Origin of the sequence: Arthrobacter crystallopoietes (assembly GCF_002849715.1) — a bacterium.
Taxonomy (GTDB): domain Bacteria; phylum Actinomycetota; class Actinomycetes; order Actinomycetales; family Micrococcaceae; genus Crystallibacter; species Crystallibacter crystallopoietes.
On the sequence record NZ_CP018863.1, the window covers coordinates 3,111,233 to 3,134,418 of the forward strand.

Here is a 23,186-nt window from a genome sequence, read left to right on the forward strand (position 1 = left end):
TCCGCGTGCTTATGCGGCACAGTCGGGTAACGACTATGGTTTTTACAAGCAGCGATTGGTAGCTTGGACGTATTGGAAAGAGTCCTGCTGGGGAGCAGGACACTCGCACGCGGTGCTCGGGGCGGCACCAGTTGGCGTGATGCGGGAACGCGCACCGTACCGCATCACCATCCGCCGCGGCCCTTCATGGGGGAGGACCAACGCACCGTACCCTGCGGTTCCGCAGGGCATGTGAGGTAGAGGTTTGACGTCGGAACCGGGAGGCAGCGAAGCCGCCCGGTGTGACTGCGTACAACCGCTTGGGGGAGTTCATGAGGTATTTCCCTCTCCGGGGAACCGGAGGTGAGAGGTCCAGTTCCGCTGTGCCCCGGCACCGCCGGCGCGTAGCAGCCAGGAGCCGCGGCAGTGTCCGGGCGAAATCCGGCCGGCAGACCGCGCTGACGACAACGCGAACAGCCCTGGCCACGGCAGTCATGTTCGCCATGCTCGTGCTCGGCTGGCCCGCCGCCGCAATGGCCACGCCAACGCCATCACCCACCGCCACCGCTACGGCAACAGCTCCGGCCGATGATAACGGAGCCGCCAGGACGGTCAAGGAACCCACGGACGATTCCACCACCCGCGAGCTGAGCACGCAGGCGCCGGAGCTCTCCGGCATCTCACCATCGCCCACGCCGCAGACCTCGCCCACCGCTCCGGACACAACGGCTCCGGCGGAAACAACGACGCCCGCGCCGGACCCGGCTCCGGCAGGCACCACGCAGCCTCCCGCGGATCCGGCCACGCCACCACCAACAACGACGACGCCGGAAGAGGTCGTCCCGACCACGCCGCCTGCCACCACCACGCCGCCGGTTGTCAGCCCGCCGCCCACCTCGGTGGAGCCGCCGGCAACGGTTGACCCGCCGGCCACCGGCGGAACCACCACGCCCCCGCCTCCCACGGACGGCGGCAACGTCGACATTCCCGTCCCGCCGCCCGTCGACGAGATCGACCCGGGCACGCCCACGGAAACCGAGGCCCCGCCCGCGGACACCGGTGAAGGCAACGAGGAGACCCCGGACAACACCGGCGGCGAAGCCACCCCGGAGACCCCCGGCACCCCGGATGGTGCAGGAGAGCCCGTCGCGGTCGCCCCGAACGTCACCGTCATCGAAGGCGCGCCCACGCCCAAGCAGGACGCCAACGGCAACAGCCTCGAAGAGCCCGAGCCCCGCGACGATGACGATGACAATGACGGCATCAAGAACGCGGACGTACTGGTCAATGTGGACTGGCAGGTCAACGGCCGCTCCGCCAGCCACGAGGAAGTCACCAGCCTCGGTGTCAGCGCCCACCTGATGCTGGCCCCGGCCGCCACCAACGGCGCGCAGTTCGGCGTCCCGGCTATCGGCTTCGAGGACGGCGGCAGCGTCACCATCAAAGAGGGCTTCTCGCCCGGCCAGCAGTGCCGGCTGCTCTCCCGCTCGCTCGCCGGCAAGGCCCTCCCGGACGGCGGCACCACCGTCCCGCTCAAGGCAGGCGTCAACTCCTTCACCATCTCCAACGCCCTGGACTGCGCCAACCAGGAAGGTGACCTGCAGCTGCTGAAGACCGCGGGCACCCCGGTCCCGGTTCCGGGCGCTGCCGGCAGCTGGAGCATCGGCTACGACATCACCGTCACCAACACTTCCCGCAGCTCGGACAACACTTACAGCCTCTCGGACACGCTCGGCTTCGGTCCCGGCGTCACCATCAAGTCCGCCACCTGGACCCGCACCGGCGGCGCCCCGGCGTCGGGCTCCTGGGACAGCCCCGATGCCAACCGGACCACCGTCCTCGCCCCGGCCGGCACGGTGATCGGCCATAGCCCGGACGGCAGCACTGTCCACACCTACAGCGTGCACGCCGTGGTTGGCGTGCCCGCCGGTACCCGCGCCGCCCACCTGGACTGCCGGATCGACAGCGGCAGGGGCACCGGGCTGACCAGCTCCGTGCAGCTGAACGGGCTCAGCGCCGAGGCCTGCCAGCCGCTGCCCGTGACCCTCAAAGCGACCAACAGCTGGAACATCAATGGCACCGTGTACGCCGGCGGCAGCCAGCCCGATGGATTCGCGGCCGAGCTGGTCCTGCCGGACGGCGGGGGAGAGCCGGCCCCGGGCAAGTGGGGCACCGTGTATGAGTACGACGCCGGCACACGCCTTGCGCTCGGTGCCAACCTCACGCTGCCGGCCGGCTGCGCCGTGGCTGACTCGGACGGCCTCGGCAAGATCACCAAGCTGATGGTCGGCAACGAGGTCGCCGTCACCAACACCATCGACTGCCAGCAGCAGCTCACCCTGATCAAGGCCGTCGGCCCGCAGCCGCCGGTCGGCATCAGCCCGGATGACTGGAAGCTCTCCGCCACCCCGGCCGGTGGCGAAGCAGCTGCCGTCGCCGGTGCCACCGGTATTGCCGGCAGCGTGGCCGCCGGCACCGCCTATGACCTTTCCGAAACGGCCGGCTTCATTGGCGGCACGGAGTTCCTCGCCAGCGAGTGGTCCTGCGAACTGGACAGCGGCAGCGGCACCCTGCACCAGGACGGGACCATCGTGGTCCCTTCCTACGGGCAGAGCATAGTCTGCTCCATCGTCAGCAGCTGGGAAGCCCCGGCCCTGAATGTCACCAAGTCCGCCCGCGAGCCGGTCAAGGTCACCGGCGCCGGGGAGGGCGTCTGGGACGTGGTGTACGAGGTGTCCGTGGAGAATCCGTCCGTGGTTGCCGGTGCCACCTATAACCTGACCGACACGCTGGACTTCGGCGCCGGCGTGGACATTTTGAACGCGCGATGGATGCTTTTGGGAACACCCGACGGCGGCGAATGGCCTGATCCCGAAGCGGATCCTGCCGCTGTGCTCGCCACCGACCGCAGCCTGGAACTGCTGGACAGCCACCTCTACCTGGTCAACGTCCGCATCAAGCTGGATCCGAGGGTCCCGGCCGAGCAACTGGACTGCGTGGCCGACGCCGCATCGGGAACCGGCCTGCGGAACACCGTGCAGCTTGACGGAGAGGGCGGCGGCAGCATCTGCATCCCGGCGCCCGTCGGGGAGTCCGCTATCCCGGCAGCGCCGAAGGAAGGCGAACCGGAAGTCAGCCCTCGGAATGCCGAACGGGCAGAAGCCCGCTTCCTGCCCGTTCCGCCGCTCGGCGGCGAGCCAAACGAGGACCAGCAGCCGGCCAGCCCCGGAGACTCGGAGACCGAGGCGCAGCTAGTGGCAGCGGAGGGCGTGCTTCGTCCGCAGCTCCTACAGCTGGATCCCGCGTTCGCTCTGTCCGATACAGGTACCTTCTCCGCCATCGCCGCGGCGATGCTCCTGATCGGCGCGTACGGCGCAGTACTCTTCGCAGCCCGCAAACGCCCCTGAACTCGTCCGGGAGCAGGCAATTTACCTGTTGCTCACCTTCCCGCAACCTTGGTGCTAGGCAGCAGGACGAGCAGTGGCGTAGGGTGGATTCACCCTCGCACGCGGCACTCCGGGGACGCATCGAGCATAAGGAGCACGAATGTTAGACAAGCCCTACCTTTCGCCGAAGGAAGCCTTCCCCTCGCATCTGGAAACTCTTTCCCGCGAGGAGTTGGATCTGCTGGCGCAGCAGTTGCAGGAGGAAGTCTTCCGGGAGTGCAACGCGGGGGCGGGTGAGGCAAACCCGGAAACCTTGCTGCGGCAGTCCTTGGTGGAACTTGAAGTGGCGGCCCGGGACAACAACGGCGAGTAGCCTTCCGTCCGGAAGCAGCGTGCCAGCAACTGAAACCGGATAGCTACGGCTTCCGTGCCCGGTCGAAAAGCCTGAGCACGGTTTCAGTTCTGGGCCAGCAAGTGTGCAACATCCTTCCCCTCCGGCTGCTCCCGCCAACCCGCCCAGCACCAGGTCCACCGTGACGTGCCTCCGTTTCACGGGTACAGCCGCGGCCAGCTCCTCGTTCACTGCTGAGGTTTGCTCCTTGTGGTGATGCCTGGTCATGATGTTCCCTTTCGCCCGGTTGCGCTATGGATAATGCCAAAGTTCTGGGGATGGGTCCGGCGGACGGCTTCGGCAACAACGCCCTCCAGCGAACCGGTCCGCTCCAGCGCATCGCGCTGCTGCCGTGCTCCGGTTCCCCTGTGAAGCAACTGTCCGTACAGCTGCTGCACTTGGGCGTCATCTCCGTAATCCGTGAGGGCCTCGCCGACGTGCTCGAGAAGCAAGCCGACAACGTAGGCCGCCTTGCAGGGCATACCCGTTACGGGGTGCAGCAGATCGCCTTCGGTTCCCCATCTGCTCGCCTGCCACGCCGCCAGCCGCAGGATGGCAACGGGTACAGGTTCCGGAGCCTTGCCCGACTGCCAGCCCCGGACGGCGGCCTCCACCAGTGCACGGGCGAGGGCCGCGATCAACACCGTGTCGTCCGCGTCCAGACAGACGTCGCTGACGCGGATTTCGACCGTCGGATATTTACTGGACACGCGGGCGTCGAAGTAGAGCATCGCTTTATCGAGTACGACGCCGGTCGCCAAGATATGCTCGATCAATCGGTGGTAGGCAGCCGCCGAGCCCAAGATCTCCAACGGGCCGGTTAACGGCCACCGTGACCATGCCTGTCCTCGGAAACTGGCGTAGCCGGTGTCGACTCCCTGCGAGAACGGCGAGTTGCTGCCCAGTGCTGCCAGGACGGGCAGCCAGATTCGGATGCGGTCCAGAACCGCCACACCTTCCTCGTCCGAGTCCACGCCGACGTGGACGTGGCAGCCGCAGGTCAGCTGCTCCCTGGCCGTCAGTCCATAACGGGCGGTCATCGTGCTGACACGAGCATCCGGTGCAGCGTGCGGAACCGCTGGCAGGGGCGAGGTGGCCAAGGCAACCGTCCGTGCGCCAACCTCCCTGGCACACGCGTCGGCCAGCGCTCTCCCAGCCCTGATATCAGCGCTGAGCTCTTTCAGGGAGCTGTGCGGCCTGCTGATGACTTCAATCTGCTCCTGCTGGAATTCCGTTGCCAGCAGGGGACCGGTAAATGCCGTAGAGGAGGGACCCGCAGGAAGGTTTTGCGCCGTTTGCGGCTGCTGCCAGCGATAGCGGTACATGAGTGAGCTGGCGCGGGGAATCACATGTCCCCTGATGGGGTCAACTAACAGCAGCTCTTCTTCGACTCCGAAACTGCGCATGCAACCGGCCGTTCTGTCATTGGATGGTTCGTGCCTGGAATTTCAACACTAGGAGTCCTACACGACCGCGACAAGGCTTGCATTCTTGTTGCTGTCCGTATCGATTTTAGAAACAGAATTCGAGTTCGTTGATTGCTAGATCCGGTAAGTGTTCGCGACTACTCAACTGTTCCGGTTCTATTGCGGCTGTTAGACTCTCCCGTTATGGGGATGAAACGGCTTTACCGCGACATATCACTTAATCGTTTGTGCAGCACTGACCTGTTGCCGCGCCGTGTCCGCTGGCGTGCGTTGCGCACCTTGGGCATGAACATTGAGGGAGCCTGTACCGTTTCCCCTGATTGCTGGTTTGGTGGCACGGACGTGACTATCGGCTTACACTCGACAATCAATTACGGGGTGTTCTTCGATACGTCCGCGCCCATCACGCTGGGCCAGCGGTGTGACATTGGGATGCAAGTCATGTTCTGCACCAGCACCCATGAGATAGGCCCCTCTGATCGTCGGGCTGGCCCGGCTGGCGGCGCACCTATCATTCGTTGGTGACGGCGTGTGGATTGGTGCACGCGCCACCATCCTGCCCGGTGTGACCATTGGCCCCGGCGCAATAATCGCTGCCGGGGCCGTAGTCACCAAGGACTGTGAGCCGCATACGCTCTACGCCGGGAACCCAGCCAAGCCCGTCAAGTCCTACGCGGTGAGTTGAGCGTAACGCCAGATGCCGCCGGACCTGATGTAGAGCCGGTGGTTCGTGGTGTCAACGCCGCCGATGGTTCCATCCACGGCACCAGACGGGAAGTCCGCGTCTGCGAGCGGACCCGCCTTGGTGAGAACGGAAATACCCGAACCGACCTGCTGTACGTCTGCATAATCCAGACGACGGCAGTTGCGAACCACAATAGGCGAAGCGGCACCGACGAAGAGCGCGGTCTGGGTTATGCCCCTGGTGTAACAGTGCACGAACGTGATGCCGGAGTGCGGGGTCGCCCCGTCCTTGAAGAACAAGGAACGAGCCTTGCCTTTGGTCGTCGCGTTGATGATGGTGGATCGGAGAACCGTCAGCTGTGTGGGGTTCACTCCATCCAAGACCGTTACCAGCCCGCGGTAGATATCCGAGGTTGCCACATCGACGGCGATCACGCCGTCGATGACGGTTCGCACTGGCGGGTTGTCACCCAGTGCGGCATCGCTCTTAGTGAAGACGATTGGGGCGTAGTATGTTTCCCTGATTATGGGGTTCTTGATGACCACGTCCGCGACGGCGCTGCCTGCTGCGATCCGGATACCGTGCCCCATGGACCCGCTGCCGGTGTCGGTGATGCGCTGGATCAGCAGGCCGTCTATGACCAGCCGGTGAGCGTCGCCTATTACCCATACGTGCGACCCTGCATGCGAGACTTCGCCGCCTGTGATGCGGCAGTCAGGGGCGCGCAGCTGGAAGCCTGCGTGCCGACAGTTGTGCGCGGTGCAGTCCACGAACTCGATGCCTTCACCCTCAGGATGAGTGTCCCACGGTGCGGCGGTCATCTCGGTTGCTGCGCCGCCGATGACCTTGAGTGCGCGGGGCACACCGTATAGGCCGGGGCCGCCGGTTGTGGTGAAGGCGTGCCTGCCCTTCCTGGCGATGAAGCCAGAGATTACGATGTTCTCGCAGGGGCCGAAGACGTTGACGCCGTACCCGACGAGGCCGATACCCGTATTGTCGGGCTGGTTCGCGGTTGAGCATGATTCCACATGGCTGTCAATGACGCTATCGAAGTAATAAGCTTGTGCCCACCGCAACCATCCGAGTGGACATCGCGGTGGGTGATGTTCTTTGCGTGCTTGAACTCCACGTTTCCCGCCGAGTGCTGCCCCGGCTCTGAGTCGGCAAACAGCATCGACTCCACGCCGCCACCTTCGTGCATGACGACTTTGCGGAGTGATGCCTCAGCGGCGACCGCGTAGTTATCTCTTACGGCACCGTGCAGTGTGATCTGCGTGGCGCTATTCACTGTCATCACGCGCACATACTCGCCTGCGTTCGCCACGGATGTTGGCGTGAATAGCCGGTCCACGCCAAGGATGAAGTGGTCGCCAGCTTTGATGCCAGTGGTTGATGCCACGGTAAGAGTTTTAGCCCCGCGCACAGCATCAGCGGTGAGTGTGGTGGTAGGCGTTGGCGTGTAGACGCCCTTGCCTCGGATGATGCTGCTGAGCGTCCAGTTCTTACGGAGAATCTTGGTCGCCTTGCCGGCGCCGCGCAGTGTTACCCCAGCGGGCAGCTCGACGCGACCGGAAGAGGTGATGCTGTAAGTTCCTGGGCGAAGGTAAACAATGTCGCCGGCTGTTGCGGATGCCGCCAGGGCAGCAATTGCAGCCCACGCATCCGTTGCCCCGGTGTTATCCACGCCGTTGGATACCGCGTCGATGATCGTTCCACCCGGTTTGATGGTCGTAGCCTCGTCCGCAATTGTGGCAATAAGTGCAGCTTGAATCTCTCCGAGAACCGTCACCCTCGCTCGATTTTTGGCGATAACGGGGATGGGGCCATATCTCGACCGAAAGTGCGAAAGCGTTGCGCCGGCTCGTTGCATGCTCCTTAAGGCTCAGCGAAGCCCAAGGTTTCGCCAACCCCGCGTTGCTAGAAATGGAGCGTCTCGTCACCATCCAGAAAGGTCCGGTGTGCACATGGTTACTGTTTCCATCACCAAGTCTGTCCGCCGGCACCTTAGCGCCGGGTCAGTTGTGCGGATATCCGATGCCGTTGCCATTACTCTCTCAATCTGTGTCGGCCTGTTCCTCGTGCCGGCATCGGGAGTGGGAGCGGAGGCGAGCTCCGATTGGGCAGCCTTCGTGCTCGGCTTCGCCTGGTTCTGTGCACTCGTCCTTACCTACCGGAGCGACATCCTGTTTCCACGCCGGGTAATGGCTGAGTGCTGGAGTGCAGTCAAAGCTACTTTCTGGGCCTACGCCTTCTTCGCCGCCTGGGTACTGCTCGTAGAGATCGACGTCGCACTGGGACTCTTCCTGATCGCCCTACCGCTCGGCGGCGCGTTCCTGATGACTGCCCGCTACCTGCTGCTGCGCGAAAAGTCGCGGAACCTGGACTGGGTTGATCGTGCTCTCGCCCAAGCAAACATCAAGGCGCCCAGCGACTCGGTATGACCGCAGGCGGAGCCAGCCGCTAGAGTGCTGGAATGATCCGCATTCTAACCATCTGCACTGGGAACGTCTGCCGCTCTCCAATGGCGGAGCGGTTGCTGCAGCAAAAACTGGACCAAGTCCGCCCCGGCGTCTTCGACGTCCGCAGTGCCGGTATTCAAGCCCTAGTCAATTCACCTATGGACACCCGTGCAGCTGGCCTGCTTCATGTCCTCGGAGGATCTTCTGAAGGTTTTACCGCCACACAACTCCAAGAATCTCATCTGGCAGACGTCGATCTGGTGCTGGCCATGAGCATCGAACACCGGGACCGGATCCTCAACCTGATGCCGCGCCTGCTCAAGCGGACCTTCACCGTTCGTGAACTTGCCCGCATGATCGACGCCCTCGAAGCGGACCCGGATGCGGAGATCCCCGGCGGGACATCGGACGAAGAAGTCGAATACCGGTGGAAGCGGCTTCCTCATCTTGCCGCGCTCAAGCGCTACCAGGCCCGCGCCGCAGACCAAAACGAAGACGAAATCGTGGATCCGTACCGCCGCGATGACTCCGTTTATCAGCAGATGGTGAAGGACCTCGTGCCTGCTCTGGACAAATTGGTCGCGTTTGAAGCGAGGATTACTCCCGACCTTAGATAAACCCTTTGATCGCCCGTATACTTCATACGGGAATGGCCTGTCGGGGAAAGGCAGGCATCGTAGGGGGAGCTTCAATTTAATGGGTATAACCGTCGAGGAACCGAGTCACGACATCAGGGAACACATTCGCACCGTGGAACCAGAACAGAAAACGGTCGGTTCATTGCCGGCCCCGTCACCAATGTCTGCAGGTACTGCTGGGCAGGACCGAAGCTGGGGGAGATCCCTCAAGAACAGACTGGTTCTGACCGACACAGTTGTCGTAGCGGCTTCTCTGTTCCTCGCCCAGCTTCTGCGGTTCGGTGTGACAGATCAGGAACTCCAGCTCGCCGGTGCCGCACAGACCTATGCAATGGTTTCTGTCGTCCTCGGGCTCATGTGGCTCGTCGCGCTCATGATTACCCAAAGCCGCGCTCTTCCTGTCCTCGGCGTCGGGAATGACGAGTACCGTCGGGTCATCAACGCCACCATCGGGACATTCGGCGCCTTCGCCATCGCCGCCATGCTGTTGAAATACGACGTCGCGCGAGGTTACCTCGCCATCGCCCTGCCTGTAGGACTCGGTCTGCTCCTCCTATCCCGGCATGCTTGGCGCCTGTGGCTGGGCCGGCAGCGCTCCAAGGGAAACTACACAGACCGCGCTATCATCGTTGGCTCGGTCTCGGACGTTACTTTCGTGGGCGACAAGATCTTTAAGTCCCCGCAGACGGGCTATCGGCTGCTCGGTGCCGCCATTCGAGGAACTGAGGAATCTCAGGTCACGCTTTCCACAGGCCACAGCATTCCAGTCATCAGCTCTCCGGAGTCCGTCGTTCAGGCGGTCAAGGACCATAATTTCGACACTGTTATAGTGGCCGGCACAGCACAGAACGGCCAGCGTTACCTCAAGGAACTGAGCTGGGAGCTCGAGGGAACCAACACATCCCTCGTTGTCGCCAGCAAGCTGGTCGACGTTGCTGGTCCGCGAATCCATTGGCGGCCGGTCGAGGGCCTGCCGTTGATGAATGTCGAGATGCCACAGTACGACGGCGCCAAGTTCACCTGGAAGCGGTCCCTCGATGTCGTTGCTTCGGCCTTCGGCCTTATCGTTCTTTCACCCGTCATGCTCGCCATCGCCATCGCGATCAAGCTCGACAATCCGGGCCCGGTGTTTTTCCGTCAGGAGCGCGTAGGCATCCAGGGCAGCCGGTTCCACATGATGAAGTTCCGGTCCATGGTTGTTGACGCCGAGGCACGGCTGAAGGAACTGGCGGAGCAGAACGAGGGCAACGGCACGCTGTTCAAGATGAAGCGTGACCCGCGGGTAACCCGCGTCGGTGCTTTTATCCGCAAGTACTCCCTCGATGAAGTACCCCAACTCTGGAACGTCCTGATTGGCGACATGAGCCTGGTCGGCCCGCGTCCGCCATTGGAGCGGGAAGTTGCTGTATATGAGCAGCACACCCACCGTCGACTTCTTGTACGTCCCGGCATTACTGGTCTGTGGCAAGTCAGCGGCCGCTCGGACCTCTCCTGGGAGGAGAGCGTACGCCTCGACCTTTACTACGTGGAGAACTGGTCCTTGGCCGGGGACCTGACCATCATTATGCGGACCATTAAGGCCGTTGTCGCCAAGGATGGCGCTTACTAAGAACGACGGCGGCGCCTTGCTTATGCACGCGCGTCACCTTCCGGGCGATAGGTAGCGAACAGGACCCCGGCTTCTGTGACTTAGTTAGAGAAGCCGGGGTCCTTTTATCTCGCCCGCATGCGACGACCGAGCAGTCTGCCGCTGTTGGTGGACTGCCTGCCGTGCCTCTGCTCAGCCGCGGAGGTAGGCTGCGACTGGCGAGAAGACCGCATTGCATATGGGCTAAGCCGAAAACATTTCGCCCCTGGTATCAAACAGATACCAGGGCCGAAGTTCGCGCTAGGAACGCTGGAACGAGAAGAACTAGCGACGCGATTGAGGCGTGCGACGCGCCGGGAGCGGTTCACCGCTCAGCAGAGCGGTAAATTCCTCTTCTGAGCCCGAATCGAAGTTTGCCACCGGTGCGGAGGCCGGCGCGGGAGCGCGGCGCGGCTGCTTCTGCTTCCGGCGGCCGCCCTTCTGCGTGGGCTCTTCTTCGTCCTGCTGATAGTACTGGCCGTAGTAGCCGTACTGTGCCGCATCTGCCCCCTGTGTAGGCACACGGTTGAGAATAGCGCCGAGCACGTGGGCATCGACCCGGGCCAGGTTACCCAGCGCCTTGTCGAAGGCGTCCACCGTCGTCTTGCCCGCGTTGAGGACCACCATTGCGCCGTCTGCCACCTTGGACAGAATCGCGGCGTCGGTGACGGGCAGGAGCGGGGGAGCATCGATCAGGACCGTAGCGTGCGCCGCGAGCTGCTCAAGCATGTCTGCCATGGCGTGGGAGCCAAGTAGTTCACTGGGATTCGGAGGCACTCGGCCCGCGCCGAGGACGGCAAGATTTGGAACTTGGCCCCATACCTGCAGTACGTCTTCGAGGTCCGCTTGACCGCTAAGCACATCTGTGACGCCGGCACCAGGAACCAAGTCGAACATGCTGGTTACAACCGGCCTCCGCAGATCGCCATCAACAACTACTACCCGCTTACCGGAGGCCGCGATCGTAACCGCAAGGTTAGCCGTGACAGTTGACTTGCCTTCGCCTGGCATCGAGCTGGTGACAACGATGATCCTTGGGGGATTGTCCACATCGACAAAACTAAGGTTCGTACGAAGTTCACGCAGGGCCTCTGACATTGCGTGGCTTGCTCGGTCACTCTGGAACTCAACGGTTCCGGTCTCGACAACCTTGCGGCGGTCCAGCATCCGCTTATCCACAGGAATAGTTCCGATGACGGGGACGCCAAACTGCTTCTCAATCATTTCCGCCGAACGGATTCGCCGATCCAAGTGGTTGCGAATCAGTGCATAGGCAAGGCCGAGCATCAGACCAATAACGGCCCCGATGGCTAAGGTGAGTTTGACGTTGGGTGAGACAGGCGAGGTCGGGAGGGCCGCATCTGCCAGCGCGACGATCTGCACAGCAGCTTGCTCTGCGCCGGTGCCGGAAGTCTCGATTTCTTCGACCTGGTTCATCAATGCCGTGACCCAAGCGTCGGCCAGGTTGCGCGCGTCAGCCGGGTCTTCGGAAGACGCCGTGATGCGGAGCTCCGCGGTGTCCAAAGGAGTTTCGACTTCGATACGCTCGATGAGCTGCGCCGGTGTCGTGTCGAGGCCTAATTCGTCGATGACGGCTTGGGCGACAGGACGCGTAGTGGCAACACTGGCGTAACTCGTCGCCTTTGACTTGGCGAGGTTGTCGCCGGCCAAAGTCTGATTGATGTCTTCACCCGCGCCGGCCGTCACCAGACCCATGGACTGAGCCTCGTAAACAGGTTTCTGCAGGAACGTCCAGCCGAAGGCCAGCAGGGTTACCAAAAGCGTAATGGCGATGATGCCGCGCCAGTATGTGTGCAGGACCCTAAGATAGTCCCGGAGTTCTAGCCCTTGCGGCTGCTCTTCGGTTTGGTTCAATTCCACGAGACTCTTGCAGTCCTTCCAATGGCGGTCATCTGGCCCCAAGTCAGCCTAAAGTCTAACGCAGGTTACATGAACGGAACGTAACGAGGTGCCGCCTAAGCTCATTCGAGTTAAAGATTTCACTCACGGGCCGCCCAGTGCGGATTCGGCGTTCGAGTGGCACGCTGATAGACTGTTTGCCGATGCCTAGGCGAGGGAGCTCCGCAGTTCTTGTGGAGTGTCCGTTATCGACGGTGGCTAGATAAGATCTTTCTAGACATTTTCCTGTAGCTCCGGCCATTGAACCGTTGAGAATCCTATTACTCCCAAGGAGACAGATATGTCTGATCTGAAACTGGCTGCTGAAGTCCGCAGCGAATTCGGCAAGGGCGCTGCCCGCCGCGCCCGCCGCAACGAGCAGATTCCCGCAGTGATCTACGGCCACGGTGCTGAGCCGATGCACATCCTGCTGCCTGCCAAAGCAACCACCCTCGCACTGCGTACGTCCAACGCCCTGTTGACTCTGGACGTCGAGGGCGAACAGCATCTCGCCCTCGCCAAGGACATCCAGCGCGATCCGATCCTGCAGATCGTTGAGCACGTGGACCTGCTCACCGTCCGTAAGGGAGAGAAGGTGCACGTTGACGTCAATGTCCATGTTGAAGGCGAAGTTGCTCCGGGCGCTGTCCTAGAGCTGGAAGAGTACACCGTAGCAGTGGAAGCCGACGCTACTGCGTTGCCTGAGTCGGTTACCGTTAACGTTGAAGGGCGCCAGGTGGGCGAGCACATTTACGCCCGCGACTTGGAACTGCCGCAGGGCACCACCCTTGTGATCGAGGCCGACGCCTTGATTGCCGCGATCTCCGCTCCGACCGTTGCTGAAGAGACCGAGGGGGCTGAAGGCGCGGCTGCAGAAGCTGCTGCTCCCGCTGAATCCGCTGAGTGATTCCTTTCAGTGAATAGCAACACCTGGCTTGTAGTCGGGCTCGGGAATCCCGGGCCCGGCTACAGCCGTAACCGGCACAATATTGGGCAGATGGTGCTGGACGAGCTCGCCACTAGAATTGGGGGATCGTTCAAGTCCCACAAAGCTCATGCCCAGGTCCTCGAAGGCCGGCTGCGGCTCGGCGGTCCCAAGTTGGTCCTGGCCAAGCCGCTCACGTTCATGAATCTCTCTGGCGGTCCGGTCTCGGCGTTATCGAAGTTTTTCGATATCACGCCCGACCACGTTGTAGCAGTGCATGACGAGATCGACATCCCCTTCAATACCCTCAAGCTCAAAATCGGTGGCGGGGAAGGCGGCCACAACGGTCTGCGCGACATGTCCAAAGCTCTCGGGACGAAAGACTATTATCGGGTCCGCGTTGGCGTGGGGCGTCCTCCAGGCCGCATGGATACGGCGGATTATGTACTCAGGGATTTTGGAACCACAGAGAAAAAGGAACTGCCGTTCCTGCTTGATGACGCTGCCGACGCCGTCGAGTTGATGGTCGAAGAGGGGCTGCTGGCAGCCCAACAGAAGTTCCATTCGAAGATCAGCTAGACGAAAGTGAGTTGAACGTCTAGTATCGATTGTCGGGAGGGCGATAGCCATCCTGCCGAGCGCTCTTGTCGCTCACAGCCTTAGTGGCTCCGAAAGCGGGGGCCGACGATGGGCGGCCTCTGAGACTGGGCCACCCCCATCCCATCGTCGGTCCCTTTTTCATGCCCGAATGCGATTCATCCGGAAGCAAATTAGGCGCCACTCACATGACCTCGGAGGGTAGGTCATGGGAAGATTAGGGCAGAGTTGTCTTGCGTATTCAGACAACGGATACTACCCAGTCAATCAAGGAGCACCCGCAGTGCCTGTGGTTTCCACTCCAACAACGCTGAAGCACTCTGTCGGCGCCATCGATAACGCGGAGGTCTTGCGTATCCGCAATGATTTCCCCATCCTGAACAGGGAAGTAAACGGACGCCCTCTGGTTTATCTCGACTCCGGAGCCACTTCCCAGAACCCGCTGAGCGTCATCGAAGCCGAGCAGGAGTACTACGAGCAGCGCAACGCCGCCGTCCACCGCGGTGCACACAGCCTTGCAGTCGAAGCCACCGACGTTTACGAGGCGGCGCGTGAAACTGTCGCCGGCTTCATTGGCGCCCGTACCAACGAACTGGTCTGGACTTCCAATGCGACCGAGGCCATCAACCTCATCACTTATGCTTTCTCCAACGCCACCGCAGGTCGTGGGGGAGAGGAAGCCGAGCCCTTCGTGCTGAAGCAGGGCGACGAGATCGTGGTGACCGAGATGGAACACCACGCGAACCTGATTCCGTGGCAGGAGCTGGCGTTCCGCACTGGTGCCACCCTGCGCTACGTGTCAGTGGACGACGACGGCGCCCTGCAGCTCGAGCGCGCCAACACGGTGATCACGCCACAGACAAAGATCCTGGCGTTCACGCACGCATCCAATGTTCTGGGCACGATCAACCCTGTTGAGACGCTGGTGACTATGGCTCGAGAGGTAGGGGCCTTTGTTGTACTGGACGCATGCCAGTCCGTTCCGCATCTGCCCGTGGATGTGAAAGCGCTCGACGTCGACTTTGCTGTCTTCTCCGGGCACAAGATGCTTGCGCCTACGGGAATCGGCGCGCTTTACGGAAAAGCGGAGCTACTCAACGCGATGCCGCCCTTCCTGACGGGCGGCTCCATGATCACCACGGTCACCATGAAGCACGCAGCCTACCTTCCCTCACCCACACGTTTCGAGGCCGGAACACAGCGCATCTCGCAAGCCGTCGCATTGGCGGCCGCTGTGAACTATCTGCAGGAAACGGGCATGGACCGTATCCACGCGTGGGAACTGGAGCTCGGTCAGCGCCTCGTCACCGGACTGGAGCAGATCGATGGCATCAGGGTCCTCGGCCCGGACGCTGGCTCCGAAAGGATTGGCTTGGCAGCTTTTGATGTCGACAGCGTCCATGCCCACGACGTTGGCCAGTTCTTGGACGATAAGGGCATCGCGGTGCGCGTTGGCCACCACTGCGCGCAGCCCCTCCACCGCCGGCTCGGCTTGGTGGCTACCACTCGGGCCAGTACCTATCTGTACAACACCACGGACGACGTCGAGGCCTTCCTGGAAGCCGTCGCCGGAGTCCGCCCGTTCTTTGGAGTGAAGTAAGTGAGTTCCGAGCTACAGCAGCTGTACCAGCAGATCATCCTTGAGCATGCCAAGCTGCGAAATGGCGCTGGACTGGCCGATACACCCGAGGGCGACAAGATGGGGGAGTCACACATGCTCAACCCCACCTGTGGTGATGAGATCACACTGCGAGCTTCTATCCACACGGACGGCGACGCCCGCACTCTTTCAAGCATCAGCTGGGACGGGCAAGGTTGCTCCATCTCCATGGCGTCCGCCTCGGTCCTCTCGGAGATGGCACTCTCCATGGAACGGGATGAACTGATGAAGCTTGTAGACCAGTTCCGGGAGGTCATGCGCTCCCGTGGCAGCATAGAGGCGGACGAAGAGACCCTTGGCGATGCAGCAGCCTTTTCTGGAGTTGCCAAGTACCCGGCGCGGGTCAAATGCGCCATGCTTGCCTGGGTCGCGCTGGAAGAAGCGCTCCTAGCAGCGAATCAGAACTGAACATAGAAGAAGGTCCGGAACCGTTGAACTGGTCCCCGAAAGTTGGACTGGCTAAATAGATACTAGGCCGCGAGGGCCTGGGCACGGTATTGCACCGGGCTCAGGCCCTCGAGCTTTGTCGAGATCCGGTCGTTGTTGTACCAGCGAATATACTCGTGCAGATCCGCTGCCAATGCGTCGGTGCTGAGGAACCGGATTTGGTGGAAGAGCTCTTCTTTGAGGTGTCCGAAGAAGTTTTCCATCACAGCGTTGTCGTAGCAGTTGCCCTTGCGGGACATTGACTGAACCGCGCCGGCACCCTCAAGGAGATCGCGCCAGGAACGATGCTGGTACTGAAAGCCTTGATCCGAGTGCACGAGTGGCTGCTCGCCGGGATTCAGACATGTCAGGGCCTGACGCAGTGAAGCGTTGGTCAGGGCCAGGTTTGGGGATGCGCCGATCGTGTAGGAGATGATCTGACGGTCGAACAGATCCATAACCGGTGAGAGGTAGAGTTTCCGCTCATTGACGCTGAACTCGGTCACGTCGGTTACCCACTTCTGGTTCGGCGCCGTTGCGTCGAACTCCCGGTTCAGCAGATTGGACGCCACGACGCCTTGGTCGCCCTGGTAGGAGTTGTAGCGCTTCTTCCGCCGAACCTTGCATTCCAGTCCAAGGACACGCATGAGCTTCAGAACGGTCTTCTTCGCGACGTTCCAGCCCTGTTTGAGCAGTTCTGTGTGGATGCGCCGGTGCCCGTACCGGGCATGATTTGCCGTGAAGATGCTCGTGATCTCGGCTTTGAGTGCGGACTGCCGGTCAGGCGTTTGGAAACGCGCCTGGTGGTAGAAAAACGTGGAGCGGGCCAGCCCGGCAATGTCCAAAAGCACGTCGAGGCGGTGTTCGGCCTTGAGAGCGATGACGGCGCGAACCTTTAGCGCCGTTCCTCGTCCCTCAAGGCCTGCACTTTTCCCAGGAACGCCACCTCGGCCCGCAGGCGCTCGTTCTCACGGCGAAGCCGCGCCAGCTCCGACTCAGGTTTCCTTGCTGCCCCGGGATTCGTCTTCGGGCGGCCCTTCGGCTTGGGGCGCAGCCCATCTTCGCCTTCGGTCCGGTACTGACGCGCCCACTTCTCGATCAACAGCGGAGAAGAGAGCCCAAGCTCCTTCGCAAGGGCGACTTTGGGCTCACCTCCGCGGTATCGCTGCACAGCATCAAGCTTGAACTCAAACGAGTACACCGGTCGGGTTGGCTTCGCCACCAGCGTCGAACCTCCGCGTATCCGCCATCGACCGTACAACCGTTTGATGGCACTTCTACCTACACCGAGCCGGGTCGCTACCGCCCAAGCACCCCAACCCGTTTCAAACAACGCTACCGCCGCCTCGCGCTGTTCCTCGGACAACGAACTTCTTCCATGCATAAAACTACTCCCCGAAAGTCAGAACTGATTTCTCAGTCCAACTTTCGGGGAGCTGTTCACGTTTGGTTCCGGACCTTCTTGCTAATTCAAGTTCGACTAGGCATTCTTGCGGCGCGACACTACCACTGCGGTAGCACCTGCACCGAGAGCCAGCACGCCAGCGCCACCCCATAGGAGAGCACTGGAATCAAAGCCGGTCTCGGCCAGACGGTCTCCGTTTGCTACAGCTTCGTTGTTAGCAGCAGAATTGTCGTCAGCGCCGGTGCCAACGTTGCCGCCCATACCAGCACCACCAGCAGTTGCCGAGGACACTTCCACGGTTGCGGACTTGGTAACGCCAGATTCCTGACCGACTGCCGTGAGGGTATAAGTGCCTTCCTCATTCAGCGTCACGGGCAGGGAGAAAGAGCCGTTCTCATCAGCGGTTACGGTCTCGTTGTCGACGACGGAAGCAGGAAGGATTACACCGGACAGGCCAGCACCGAAGGCACCACCGAGGCCAGCGCCACCCGCTGCGCCGGATGCGGCGGCGTCCGGAACAAAGGAGATGGTAACAACGATAGTTTCACCAGGAATGAATCCAGCAGCGCTGAAGGTAAAGGTTTCCCCCGGTGCAGGGGTGCTGTCAGACACCTCAGCGACGGCTGGAGCTGGGTACAGTGCGTCGCCAGCCTGAGCTGCGCCGCCACCAAGGAAGGTCAGCGATCCGGCGATGGCCAGTGCGGTCAAGGTCTTTTTCATGTGTGATCCCCCGTGGGTCAGATTTAAAGGTGCAGGTGTGAAGACAAACTAGCTTTGTTCGAGTATGACGCTACATCGATGAATCGTTTGAAGCAACTTGGTATAGGCAAAATCTATCAACGTTTAACCACACGTTAATACTAGGCAGTGCAGTTCGGGCCGGATTTCGTTGGAATCACCACTTCCGACCGAGCTTGCACAGTAGGAGTCACTCGTAACTGGGGCTCGTCCGTCTCGTACAAAGTTGAAAATTCAAACTCAACAGTAGTGGATTCCCCAGCCTTAAGTGAGACAGTCAACCCGGCAACAGGACTGTCCCCGTGACGATAGGAGCCGAACGATGACGTCTCGCCATCGACGCTAGCTGATTCAAGAAGCCACTCCGACGGACCATAGGCATACACGTTAGTCCTGATCGTACCTGGGGTCACGCCGAAGCTGCCTCCTCCTGTTACATATTCAGGCAGAGACTCCGCGGCATCCACAGGTGCGTTGTTGGTCAGCGTCGTCTGAACCGCATATCTATAGTATCCGTCAGGCTGGCAACGCTTAATGAGTTGAACTTCGCGTTCCACGTAGTAATCCATCTTGGCGCCGGTGCCGTCGTTGAAATAAACCCCAACAGTGGGCTCTTCCGCAGGAATGGAGCCGCTAAGGGTCGAGGCGCTAATGACTGCCTGCTCATCTTCGAACTCGGACCATACGAATAATCGCTGGTCCATAGCGCTCTGCTGTACGGCCTTTAGCATCTGCAGCGCATCAGTGCTCCCGTCTGACAAGTCAGCGAAGGTGTCGCTGGCGACTGCAGCAAAATAGGCATCTTGAGCTTGAGGTTCTTCGATTTCCCGGTACACATCGGAGAGCAATGTCTGAACCACGTTTGTGCTGTCGAGCGTTGTTGGGAGGCCACCGGTAGCTACGGGTAGGGAGTCGAGTGAACTTAACTTAACGGGGCCTGTGGCTACCAGGAGTTGCGACAGAACGACAGGGTCCAGAGCAATGACACCGTCGATCTCAGTCTTCGGGTGCTCCTTCTCCCACATTGCCTGCGCAGTAGTGGCTGCAGTCGGAAAGTCGGGAGTGAGGTTGACGTTCTGCATGTATGCACCGAGGCGGGTGGTATAAATGCGTTCCTGCTCTTGATCAACTTCCAGTGGGGGCTTAAACCTGCCGAGAGCTGACGCGCTGCCATGGTCGGTGAACTCGATCTGCCCGTCGCTCGTTTTGAGCACAACCAGCGCCCCTGGAATACCACCAGTTGCACGAACTTCAGCGTTGTTCTGTACCAAAACAAGATAGTTGCGGTCACCTTCTCCTCCAAGCATTGCCGGGAGGATCTCAGATGCCGAGGCCGCGCCGTTCAAAGTCCCTTGGACTCCCTCTAGCGCTGACGTAGCTTGACCAAGTGGCTCGGATAGTTGTGGGACGAGCTGGTTCTCATCGATCTGCTTGAGGCTTTCGTATGCGGCTGTCACGGTATCGGATGCTCGTGTCAGCTTTGGGGCAAGTTCCTGAAGAGGCCCTAACTCGATCTTTCCGTCTTTGGGGACGAACGCATCGAGTCCCCCAGGCCCGAGCGAATCCATGAGGGGAACGGCGGCGCTAACCACGACATCGGTGGCCACAGTTATGTCAGTCACTGCTGCAAAGTTTTGACCGAACCAAGGCAACATGCCGGCTGCCCTCCACAGCGGGTCGGTCCCGGCGCTACGTGCTTCAGCTGTGTGGGATTCCATCTGATTGAGCCTGACGGTGGCTTCTTCGATGTCGCCCGCTGCCATTGCCTCTTGCATCTTAGGCAGCAGTTGCGTAGTTAGGTCCAGATTGTCTTTTACCTGAAAGGCCCGAAAAGTTAACCAACTAAGGGATAACAGCACAAGGAGGACGATTATTGCGAGGGGAATAACTACTCGCATCAATTTTCGCTTGGAACGATGCCGCTCCCCGCCGGATCGTCGACCCATTCTCGTCGCCGCTGTTCTTCCTTGACGTGCTTCAGTTGTGGCATCTGCGGCGCCTGGCATAAACGTCCTTCGTGAAAGCGGGAGTGAGACCTCGACAATGCTATCCAACCGTCATAAGGGCGCCCAATCGGAGTGGATCCAACATACGTCAGAGGACGTCGGTGTCGCCGCTGGCGCGGAGGGATTCGACGGCCTTCTTGACCTGCTGGGCGTGTTCCTTGGTGGTGATCAGCAGCGCGTCCGGGGTGTCCACGACAACGACGTCGTTAATGCCGATCAGCGCGATCACGCGTTTGGTGTCGGAGACCACCATGCCGGTGGAGTTCTCCGCATACACCCGCGCGCCCTCGCCGAGCACGGTCAGGTTGTTCGTCTCCGACGCGGCGTTCAGCCGGCCGATCGCGGCGAAGTCCCCCACGTCGTCCCAGGAGAAGTCGCCCGGAATCATCGCCACGTCCCCGGCCGCTGCCGCCGGCTCGGCGACCGCGTAGTCGATCGCGGTCTTCGGCAGGCCGGGCCAGACCCGGCGGACCACCTCGCGGCGCTTGGGTGTGTCCCAGGCCGCGGCGATCTCCATCAGTCCGGTGTAGAGCAGCGGCTCGTTGGTCTCCAGGTGCTTGAGCAGCAGTTCCACCGGGGCCACGAACATGCCCGCGTTCCACGAGTACCCGCCTTCGGCCAGGTAGGCCTGCGCGGTTTCGGCGTCGGGCTTCTCCACGAACTCGGTCACCCCGAGCGCGTTCGGCGCGGAACCGATGTCCAGGTTCCCGTTGGTGCGGATGTAGCCGAACCCGGTGGAGGGGTGCGTGGGGGTGATCCCGATGGTGACGATGTAGCCCTCGGCCGCGGTGTGGATCGCCTCGCGCACCGCGTCCTGGAACTTCTCCACCGGGTTGATCACCTGGTCCGCGGCGAAGGAACCCATGATGATCCGCGGATCCCGGTGGTACAGGATCGCCGCGGCCAGCCCGATCGCGGCCGCGGAATCCTTCGGCTCGGACTCGAGCACCAGGTTGTTCTTCGTCAGCTCCGGCAACTGCGCGAGCACCGCCTTGCGGTGCGCGGTACCGGTGACCACCATGGTCCGGTCCCCGCACAACGGCTCCAGACGCGAATACGTCGCCCGGATCAGCGTGCTCCCGGACCCGGTCAGGTCATGCAGGAACTTCGGCGCCGCCGCCCGCGAGAGCGGCCACAACCGGGTCCCCACCCCGCCGGCCGGAATAACACCGTAAAACAGGTCAAGTGCATTCGACTTATCGGCACCGATCGTTGTCATCTTTGGTTATTCCCTTACCAGGTTCAGGACGGTGTCCCGGACCTTGTCCAGTGTTGCGGTGTCGATGGCTTCTGCGTTCAGGCGCAGGAAGGGTTCGGTGTTGGACGGGCGAAGGTTGAACCACCAGGAGCCGTCGCGGGCGGTGAAGGTCACGCCGTCGAGTTCGTCGATGTCCACGTCCTCGCCGGCGAACCGCGCGCGGACGCGGGCGACGGCGGCGTCCTTGTCCTCGATCTTGGAGTTGATCTCGCCGGAGGAGACGTAGGGCTCGTACTCGTGCGCCAGGGCGGAGAGCGGGGTCTCCTGTTCGCCGAGGGCGGCCAGGACGTGCATCGCGGCAAGCATGCCGGTGTCGGCGTTGAAGAAGTCGCGGAAGTAGTAATGCGCCGAGTGTTCCCCGCCGAACACGGCGCCCTCGGCGGCCATGACGGCCTTGATGAAGGAATGCCCCACCCGGGTGCGCACGGCGCGGCCGCCGTCGGTGGCGACGAGTTCGGGCACGGCGCGGGAGGTGATCAGGTTGTGGATGATGACCGGGCTGTCCTCCCCGGCGGCCTTGGCGCGGGCGATTTCGCGGCGGGCCACCAGCGCGGTGACGGCGGAAGGGGAGACCGGGTTGCCGGTCTCGTCGATCACGAAGCAACGGTCCGCGTCGCCGTCGAACGCCAGGCCGATGTCCGCGCCGTGGGCGACGACGGCGGCCTGCAGATCGCGCAGGTTTTCCGGTTCCAGCGGGTTGGCCGGATGGTTCGGGAAGGTGCCGTCGAGCTCGAAGTACAGTTCGACGATCTCCAGCGGCAGGGCCGGCAGCACCCCGTCGCCCAGGACCGCGGGGGTGGTCAGCCCGGCCATGCCGTTGCCGGCATCGACCACGACCTTCAGGGGCCGGGAACCGGACAGATCCACCAGGGAGCGCAGGTAGCCGGCGTAGTCGGCCAGCACGTCCTGGTCGCTGAGCGTGCCGGGGTCGGAGGCGGGGATGCCCTCGGTCAGGTAGCGTGCCGCGATGTCGCGGATCTCGAACAGCCCGGTGTCGGAGGAGACCGGGACGGCGCCGGGCAGGGCCATTTTCATGCCGTTGTATTCGGCCGGGTTGTGCGAGGCAGTGAAGACGACGCCGGCCGCGGACAGGGTGCCGCAGGCGAAGTAGAGCTCGTCCGTGGAGATCAGGCCCAGCATCTTCGGATTCGCCCCGCGGGCAGCGGCACCGCGGGCGAAGGCCTGCGCGAATTCGGGGGAGGACGGACGCATGTCGCCGCCCACCAGGACGGTCTGTCCGGCCAGTCCGAGGACGTCCACAAAAGCGGCGCCGGTGGCCTCCACCGTGGCCGCGGTAATCGTTTCGCCAACGATGCCGCGCACGTCGTACGCCTTGAAGGACTCCTGGAAAGAAACACTAAGATCGAGACTCGTCACCGCCCTAGCTTATAAGGAACCCCTGTGGATAACCGACAGGACTGTCAGGCGCGGCTGAAGTGATCAACTTCTCATCGGGAGGTAGAAGAATGGAACGTGTTCCCTGTGCCGAGAAGGCTTAAGTTCATGAGTGGGCAGGGATGGCTGATAGCATATCCACTGCGCCGAGAGCTTTTCGCACCAGCCTCATAGGTTTCTAATGCCTGAAGTCATACAGGGTTATTACAAAATAAGTCTGGTCGTAAATTGAGAAATGCGAAGGAATGAATTCGCACGATTAGCTAATTGGCGAAAAAGTATTTG

General features: G+C 61.7%; 20 protein-coding genes. 10 read left to right on the forward strand and 10 right to left on the reverse strand.

The window, feature by feature from the left end:
* The first annotated feature begins 362 nt into the window (after window positions 1–362).
* Window positions 363–3,386 (forward strand): DUF11 domain-containing protein, encoded by a 3,024-nt coding sequence (locus tag AC20117_RS14580; protein WP_074699119.1) that lies wholly within the window; start codon window positions 363–365, stop codon window positions 3,384–3,386.
* A gap of 139 nt (window positions 3,387–3,525) precedes the next feature.
* The gene (locus AC20117_RS14585; protein ID WP_074699118.1) at window positions 3,526–3,738 is read left to right on the forward strand and encodes a hypothetical protein; all 213 of its coding nucleotides are present in this window, start codon (window positions 3,526–3,528) and stop codon (window positions 3,736–3,738) included.
* Between the two features lie 242 nt (window positions 3,739–3,980).
* Here the strand turns inward: AC20117_RS14585 and AC20117_RS14590 are convergent, their stop codons facing one another.
* The gene (locus AC20117_RS14590; protein ID WP_074699117.1) at window positions 3,981–5,162 is read right to left on the reverse strand and encodes a carboxylate-amine ligase; all 1,182 of its coding nucleotides are present in this window, start codon (window positions 5,160–5,162) and stop codon (window positions 3,981–3,983) included.
* 550 nt (window positions 5,163–5,712) lie between these two features.
* Between AC20117_RS14590 and AC20117_RS24085 the strand changes: the two genes are divergently transcribed.
* Window positions 5,713–5,868: an acyltransferase gene (locus AC20117_RS24085; protein ID WP_335644172.1), complete on the forward strand. Its 156-nt coding sequence runs from the start codon at window positions 5,713–5,715 to the stop codon at window positions 5,866–5,868.
* On the opposite strand, the gene AC20117_RS14600 is transcribed toward AC20117_RS24085, so the two are convergent.
* The gene (locus AC20117_RS14600) at window positions 5,853–6,896 is read right to left on the reverse strand and encodes a hypothetical protein (protein ID WP_139186722.1); all 1,044 of its coding nucleotides are present in this window, start codon (window positions 6,894–6,896) and stop codon (window positions 5,853–5,855) included. The genes AC20117_RS24085 and AC20117_RS14600 overlap by 16 nt on opposite strands.
* Complete coding sequence (locus AC20117_RS14605) at window positions 6,800–7,657, reverse strand: glycosyl hydrolase family 28-related protein (RefSeq protein ID WP_158300468.1); 858 nt, start codon at window positions 7,655–7,657, stop codon at window positions 6,800–6,802. The genes AC20117_RS14600 and AC20117_RS14605 overlap by 97 nt, the downstream gene beginning before the upstream one ends.
* Window positions 7,658–7,832: 175 nt before the next feature.
* On the opposite strand from AC20117_RS14605, the gene AC20117_RS14610 reads away from it, so the two are divergent.
* The 3 genes from AC20117_RS14610 to AC20117_RS14620 all read left to right on the forward strand — a co-directional run bounded on the left by AC20117_RS14610 (window position 7,833) and on the right by AC20117_RS14620 (window position 10,574).
* Window positions 7,833–8,309 (forward strand): hypothetical protein, encoded by a 477-nt coding sequence (locus AC20117_RS14610; RefSeq protein WP_074699114.1) that lies wholly within the window; start codon window positions 7,833–7,835, stop codon window positions 8,307–8,309.
* 32 nt (window positions 8,310–8,341) lie between these two features.
* Window positions 8,342–8,944 (forward strand): arsenate reductase/protein-tyrosine-phosphatase family protein, encoded by a 603-nt coding sequence (locus AC20117_RS14615; protein ID WP_074699113.1) that lies wholly within the window; start codon window positions 8,342–8,344, stop codon window positions 8,942–8,944.
* 304 nt (window positions 8,945–9,248) lie between these two features.
* A complete protein-coding gene (locus AC20117_RS14620; protein WP_236777317.1) occupies window positions 9,249–10,574 on the forward strand; it encodes a sugar transferase in 1,326 nt (441 codons plus the stop codon).
* A 303-nt stretch (window positions 10,575–10,877) separates the two neighbouring features.
* Here AC20117_RS14620 and AC20117_RS14625 read toward each other — a convergent pair whose 3' ends face one another.
* Window positions 10,878–12,473, reverse strand: coding sequence for a tyrosine-protein kinase domain-containing protein (locus AC20117_RS14625; protein WP_101632607.1), 1,596 nt, complete (start codon window positions 12,471–12,473; stop codon window positions 10,878–10,880).
* 319 nt (window positions 12,474–12,792) lie between these two features.
* Between AC20117_RS14625 and AC20117_RS14630 the strand changes: the two genes are divergently transcribed.
* The 4 genes from AC20117_RS14630 to sufU all read left to right on the forward strand — a co-directional run bounded on the left by AC20117_RS14630 (window position 12,793) and on the right by sufU (window position 16,081).
* The gene (locus AC20117_RS14630; protein WP_074699110.1) at window positions 12,793–13,398 is read left to right on the forward strand and encodes a 50S ribosomal protein L25/general stress protein Ctc; all 606 of its coding nucleotides are present in this window, start codon (window positions 12,793–12,795) and stop codon (window positions 13,396–13,398) included.
* Between the two features lie 9 nt (window positions 13,399–13,407).
* Window positions 13,408–13,995 (forward strand): aminoacyl-tRNA hydrolase, encoded by a 588-nt coding sequence (gene pth, locus AC20117_RS14635; protein WP_074699109.1) that lies wholly within the window; start codon window positions 13,408–13,410, stop codon window positions 13,993–13,995.
* Window positions 13,996–14,296: 301 nt separating this feature from the next.
* Window positions 14,297–15,613 (forward strand): cysteine desulfurase, encoded by a 1,317-nt coding sequence (locus tag AC20117_RS14640; protein ID WP_074699108.1) that lies wholly within the window; start codon window positions 14,297–14,299, stop codon window positions 15,611–15,613.
* A complete protein-coding gene (gene sufU / locus AC20117_RS14645) occupies window positions 15,614–16,081 on the forward strand; it encodes a Fe-S cluster assembly sulfur transfer protein SufU (RefSeq protein WP_074699107.1) in 468 nt (155 codons plus the stop codon).
* Between the two features lie 62 nt (window positions 16,082–16,143).
* Here the strand turns inward: sufU and AC20117_RS23720 are convergent, their stop codons facing one another.
* The 6 genes from AC20117_RS23720 to AC20117_RS14670 all read right to left on the reverse strand — a co-directional run bounded on the left by AC20117_RS23720 (window position 16,144) and on the right by AC20117_RS14670 (window position 22,883).
* On the reverse strand, window positions 16,144–16,950 hold the full coding sequence (locus AC20117_RS23720; protein ID WP_236777318.1) for an IS3 family transposase: 807 nt from the start codon (window positions 16,948–16,950) through the stop codon (window positions 16,144–16,146).
* A gap of 44 nt (window positions 16,951–16,994) precedes the next feature.
* Window positions 16,995–17,321 carry a helix-turn-helix domain-containing protein gene (locus tag AC20117_RS23725; protein WP_211482271.1) on the reverse strand — a complete coding sequence of 109 codons (327 nt, stop codon included), beginning with the start codon at window positions 17,319–17,321 and terminating at the stop codon, window positions 16,995–16,997.
* Window positions 17,322–17,579: 258 nt separating this feature from the next.
* Complete coding sequence (locus AC20117_RS14655; protein WP_074699105.1) at window positions 17,580–18,224, reverse strand: LPXTG cell wall anchor domain-containing protein; 645 nt, start codon at window positions 18,222–18,224, stop codon at window positions 17,580–17,582.
* A gap of 140 nt (window positions 18,225–18,364) precedes the next feature.
* Window positions 18,365–20,140, reverse strand: coding sequence for a DUF4012 domain-containing protein (locus AC20117_RS14660; RefSeq protein WP_236777319.1), 1,776 nt, complete (start codon window positions 20,138–20,140; stop codon window positions 18,365–18,367).
* Between the two features lie 196 nt (window positions 20,141–20,336).
* The gene (locus AC20117_RS14665) at window positions 20,337–21,467 is read right to left on the reverse strand and encodes a mannose-1-phosphate guanylyltransferase (protein ID WP_074699103.1); all 1,131 of its coding nucleotides are present in this window, start codon (window positions 21,465–21,467) and stop codon (window positions 20,337–20,339) included.
* A 6-nt stretch (window positions 21,468–21,473) separates the two neighbouring features.
* Window positions 21,474–22,883: a phosphomannomutase/phosphoglucomutase gene (locus AC20117_RS14670; protein ID WP_074699102.1), complete on the reverse strand. Its 1,410-nt coding sequence runs from the start codon at window positions 22,881–22,883 to the stop codon at window positions 21,474–21,476.
* Between the last annotated feature and the right edge of the window lie 303 nt (window positions 22,884–23,186).